The organism is Pseudogracilibacillus sp. ICA-222130 (genome assembly GCF_037892545.1).
Classification (GTDB): Bacteria; Bacillota; Bacilli; order Bacillales; family Amphibacillaceae; genus Pseudogracilibacillus.
This window is the reverse complement of the sequence record NZ_JBBKBG010000082.1, coordinates 1-780: the sequence shown is the minus strand read 5'-3', so window position 1 is coordinate 780 and position 780 is coordinate 1. Positions and strand designations below refer to the sequence as shown.

The 780-nt window shown below is 35.6% G+C and carries 1 protein-coding gene; it reads left to right on the top strand.

Annotated elements, in window-relative coordinates; genetic code table 11:
• A partial coding sequence (locus WKT09_RS13710) for an IS3 family transposase (RefSeq protein ID WP_340416560.1) occupies positions 1–774 on the top strand: 774 nt, incomplete at its 5' end.
• Between the last annotated feature and the right edge of the window lie 6 nt (positions 775–780).

Sequence of the window (780 nt, the reverse complement as noted above, 5' to 3'; positions counted from 1 at the left end):
TTAGGGATTAGTCGATCAGCCTACTACAAGTGGCTCCAACGAGAGCCAACCAAAACAGAGCAACGTTTAAGACACCTGATGGACTGCATTCAAAAGGTATATAACGATCATAAAGGGATTTATGGATATCGTCGCATAACCATCTTTCTGAATCACTACTTGAACGCTCATGTGAACCACAAATGTGTGTATCGTTTAATGCGTTTATTAGGGTTAAAAGCTGTGATCCGTAGAAAGCGCTATACCTATAAACCTCACAAGCCGCAACACGTAGCCGAAAACATATTAAATCGAGAGTTTCAAAAAGAGTATAAGAAAATGGAAGTCTTATTAACAGATATTACAGAATTCAAATATGGGACAAATTCGAAAGCTTACTTTAGTGCCATCTTGGATTATGGTGAAAACAAGATTATCGCATATAAATTATCGAAGCATAATAACAATGCCTTAGTGCGCAATACCATTACTCAGATTGAGGATAACATTATTCCAACCAAGACACTATTTCATAGTGATCGTGGTTTTCAATATACATCCCATAGCTTTAAACAGTTCATAGAAAAACATCAAATTATTCAAAGCATGTCCCGCGTTGGTAGATGCATTGACAACGGGCCGATGGAAAATTTTTGGGGTATCATCAAAGAAGAAATGTATCGACTGACCACTTATAATACATTCCAAGAATTAGAAAAAGATATTAAGGCGTATATTAAATTTTATAATACAAAACGTGTGACATTAAAGATGGGCTTGAAGATTCCAGCATGAAAAAAA